We start from the raw sequence: 3,535 nt of genomic DNA, 5'->3' as shown, positions 1-3,535 counted from the left end.
GTCGCGGGCTTCACACCTGAAGCGCTGGTCCCAACGGCGCGCGCAGGTCAGACGGGGTAGACGAGAGCGGTCGCCGTAGCGGCGATGCCCTCACTGCGACCGGTAAAGCCGAGCCCGTCTGAGGTCGTGGCGCTCACGGACACCGGGGCCCCTGCAGCGGCACTGAGCACCTGCTCTGCTTCGGACCTGCGCGGGGCGAACTTGGGGCGCCGTCCCACAAACTGGGCTGAAATGTTGCCGATCTCGAACCCGGCCTCCCGCACAATGCTGGCCGCTTCACTCAGCAGTGCGACCCCGGAGGCACCGGCGACGTCGTCGCGTGCAGTCCCGATGGTGTCGGCTCCGAAGTGAGTACCCAGGTCCCCCAGACCGGCCGCGGAGAAGAGTGCCGCGCAGCAGGCATGCGCCACGGCGTCGCCGTCGGAATGGCCGGCCAGACCCTGATGGTCCGGCCAGTGCAGCCCCGCCAGCCACAGCTCGGTGGGCTGATCCGCGGGGGCGAAGGCGTGAATATCGTGGCCGATGCCCACCCGCGGGAGCCCGCTGCGGTCGCGGTGATGCGGGGAAGTGGTCTCGTGATGGGCACTCATGGTGGTCTCCTCATGCTGCAGCAGGGCGCGCGCCGTGATGAGGTCCGTCTCCGTCGTAACCTTGAGCGCCCGCGTATGTCCCGGTACCACGCTGACCGGCGTTCCGAGGTCCTCTGCGATCATCGCCTCATCAGTGAGTTTCTCAGCCTCAGCATCGGGGAGGTCCTGGATGTGCTCGAAGGCCGCCGTGAGGAACGCGAGACTGAATCCCTGGGGAGTCTGGACGGCTCGCAGCTGCGAACGTGCGGGGGTCGACTGCACTCTCTCCGCCGCTGCGGGGCCTTCAGACGGGCCGGACGGTCTGACGTGCTTGATGGTGTCTGAGACGGGCACCGCCGGCACGACGGCGGGAGCTCCGGCGGCCACTGCCTCGGCCACCCGCAGGAACACCTCCGGTGGAGTCAACGGCCTGGCGGCGTCGTGAATGAGCACCGCAGTGCCCTCATGCTGCCACCCTTCTCGCGCCGCGTGCTCGCTGACTCGTTCCACGCCGGCACGCACTGAGGCGCTGCGCGTAGTGCCGCCCCTCGCCGTCAACACCGCGAGTCCGGCACCGCGCAGTCGGGGCACCGCCGAGGTCAACCTCTCGTGCGCGGCACGCTCCTGCGTCGTCAAATCAGCGGCGTCGGGCTCAGCAGGCAGAACCAGGATCACAAGGTCCTGTCCGGGGCGCGCGATGCCGCGGTCCCGTCCCCCCTCCGGACTCCCGGTCAGTGCATCGAGGGCGTGGTCGAGCAGACTGCGGCCCTCAAGAAGCACCGCCGCTTTGGGGATTCCGTAACCCAGCCGGGTGCCGGAGCCTGCCGCCACCATGACAAACGCCCGGTGCTGCGGGGTCTCCCCCACGGCATCCGGGCGTTGTGTCATGACGCGCTTTGGTGTCATGAAGCGCTGGGTCATGTATGAAATTCTACGCAGGCAGCGGGCTAATCAGGCCTTCGGGACCTCTTCCAGCACCTGGTCCAGCAGCTTCTCGGCGTCTGCTTCCTCAAGCTCCTTGGCCAGACGCAGCTCCGAGACGAGGATGCGGCGGGCCTGGGAGAGCATGCGCTTCTCACCGGCGGAGAGCCCGCGGTCGTTCTCACGACGCCACAGGTCGCGGACCACTTCGGCCAGCTTGTTGATGGAGCCGGAGGCCAGCTTCTCCACGTTCGCCTTGTAGCGGCGGGACCAGTTGGTGGGCTCCTCGGTGTGCTCTGCACGAAGCAGGCTGAACACGTGATCCAGGCCTTCCTCGTCCACAACGTCACGAACGCCCACCAGGTCAACGTTCTCAGCGGGGACCTTGATCGTCAGGTCGCCCTCAGACACGCGCAGCGTCAGGTAAGTCTTCTCTTCACCTTTGAAGGTGCGCATCTCCACCTCTTCGATGGTGGCTGCACCGTGGTGCGGGTATACAACTGTCTCGCCGACTTCAAAATTCATGTAGTTATTCCCCTTTCCCGCAGACCAGTTTATCACGCAGCTCACATATCGGCGTGTCGCGCGAGGGTTGGCCGGAGAGCGGAATAAGCTACGCCGCTTCACATTTTCTACTACACAATGTAGAAAAGTAGGGCAGGCGACCTCCTGATGAAGTAATCTGGACCCTAGATCAAGCTCGCCCAAGGACAGCGTGAGGAGACTCCCACCGTGAAGTTCGCCCCCCGCCGCGCAGCCGCGGCAACCCTCGTAGCGGCTGGGCTGCTGGCCACCGGCTGCAGCGCCATCAACTACCAGGCCACCACTCACCAGTACTCCGCCTCTGACGGTGTGCGGTTTGAGACCGGCGAGGGCATGGGTGATGTGAAGTTCCGCCACATCGCGTTCGTCGCCGCCGAGGAGGGCGCCCCCGCGCGCCTGATCGGTTCCATCAGCAACGGCGTGCCGCACAACCTGCAGGGCATTGACAGCACCGCCGAAGACGCTGAGATTGAGATCTCGGTGGAGGGTGAGACGTTCTCCCTGACTCTGGAACCCGGTGAGTCCGTCTCCCTGGAGCACGACGAGGAGTTCGTGGTGCCTGCGATCGGCGCCGCACCCGGCACCATGCAGGAGCTGGAGATCACCGTCAACGGTGAGCAGCTGACCAAGGAGCGCGACGGCGGCGAGGAGATTCCGCTGGCCGCCCCCGTGCTCGACGGCGGTCTCGCCGAGTACCGCGCACTGGTCCCCGATGCCGACGATGAAACCCTCGACTCCATGACCGAGCACCTGGAGCACGGCCCCGACACCTGGGGCGGCGGCGCGGCTCACTACGACCCCGAGAGCGGCGGGCACTGAGCTCTTCTCAGGTTCCCCACGACTGGAGCCCGGCCCTCATCATGGGGCCGGGCTCCAGTCGTCTTGCGCCAGAAGAAGGCCTGACCTGAGGTTCGGCTCAGCCCTGCACGGCTTCTGCGAGCAGACGCCGCAGCCGCTGGGGGTCGAAGCGCCAGAAATCACGGACCCTGCCGTTGATGAGAAGAACGGGAATCTCCTCGGCGTGCTGAGCCATGCGGGCGTCGTCGTGCGTAATGTCGATCTGCTGGGGGGTCAGCCCGTACTCGGCGCACGCCTGGGCGGTCACGGCCATGGCCTCTTCGCACAGGTGGCAGCCCTCTTTGGTGAGAACCTCCACGGTGGGCTGGGCGGAGTCGGGTACGACGGGGGTCTCTGTCATCGATTCTCCTGGGGATACAGCAAGACCCCGGTCTGCGATGAGCCGGGGTCTCTGCCGTGAAGTGTCTACTTCTTGTTGCGCCGCTGGTGGCGGGTCTTCCGCAGACGCTTGCGGTGCTTCTTCTTCGCCATGCGCTTGCGGCGCTTCTTGATGACTGAACCCATAGGGCAATACGTCCTTTGTCTGTCGGGGTGCGGGACACGCAAGCGTCCCTAGGCCAAAAAGGTCTCGGAACAGTGTACCGATAAGTGGCGGATAGCCGGAGTTGGAAGCGGTGGTCTGCGTAGTTGTAAGCGGTGTTCCG

Annotated in this window: 5 protein-coding genes; 1 reads left to right on the top strand and 4 read right to left on the bottom strand. The window is 65.8% G+C overall.

Annotation, left to right across the window (positions count from 1 at the left end; genetic code table 11):
- Nucleotides 1–47: 47 nt before the first annotated feature.
- Nucleotides 48–1,490, bottom strand: a complete 1,443-nt coding sequence (gene ispF, locus RH857_RS13220; RefSeq protein ID WP_310538445.1) for a 2-C-methyl-D-erythritol 2,4-cyclodiphosphate synthase — start codon at nt 1,488–1,490, stop codon at nt 48–50.
- A 30-nt stretch (nt 1,491–1,520) separates the two neighbouring features.
- Nucleotides 1,521–2,015, bottom strand: a complete 495-nt coding sequence (locus RH857_RS13215; RefSeq protein ID WP_310538444.1) for a CarD family transcriptional regulator — start codon at nt 2,013–2,015, stop codon at nt 1,521–1,523.
- 207 nt (nt 2,016–2,222) lie between these two features.
- Here RH857_RS13215 and RH857_RS13210 point away from each other — a divergent pair, with 207 nt between their 5' ends.
- Nucleotides 2,223–2,852, top strand: coding sequence for a hypothetical protein (locus RH857_RS13210; RefSeq protein WP_310538443.1), 630 nt, complete (start codon nt 2,223–2,225; stop codon nt 2,850–2,852).
- A 97-nt stretch (nt 2,853–2,949) separates the two neighbouring features.
- Here RH857_RS13210 and RH857_RS13205 read toward each other — a convergent pair whose 3' ends face one another.
- On the bottom strand, nt 2,950–3,231 hold the full coding sequence (locus RH857_RS13205; protein ID WP_310538442.1) for a glutaredoxin family protein: 282 nt from the start codon (nt 3,229–3,231) through the stop codon (nt 2,950–2,952).
- 65 nt (nt 3,232–3,296) lie between these two features.
- Nucleotides 3,297–3,395, bottom strand: a complete 99-nt coding sequence (locus RH857_RS13200; RefSeq protein WP_081652675.1) for a 30S ribosomal protein bS22 — start codon at nt 3,393–3,395, stop codon at nt 3,297–3,299.
- Between the last annotated feature and the right edge of the window lie 140 nt (nt 3,396–3,535).

The sequence above is a fragment of the Nesterenkonia flava genome (genome assembly GCF_031432335.1).
Classification (GTDB): Bacteria; Actinomycetota; Actinomycetes; order Actinomycetales; family Micrococcaceae; genus Nesterenkonia; species Nesterenkonia flava.
The sequence above is the reverse complement of the archived record's forward strand: the minus strand, read 5'-3'. Positions and strand labels throughout refer to the sequence as shown.

Bases quoted from the DNA above. Each gene is read 5' to 3' on its own strand.
- ispF (WP_310538445.1), bottom strand. From the start codon at position 1,490: ATGACCCAGCGCTTCATGACACCAAAGCGCGTCATGACACAACGCCCG.
- RH857_RS13215 (WP_310538444.1), bottom strand. From the start codon at position 2,015: ATGAATTTTGAAGTCGGCGAGACAGTTGTATACCCGCACCACGGTGCA.
- RH857_RS13205 (WP_310538442.1), bottom strand. From the start codon at position 3,231: ATGACAGAGACCCCCGTCGTACCCGACTCCGCCCAGCCCACCGTGGAG.
- RH857_RS13200 (WP_081652675.1), bottom strand. From the start codon at position 3,395: ATGGGTTCAGTCATCAAGAAGCGCCGCAAGCGCATGGCGAAGAAGAAG.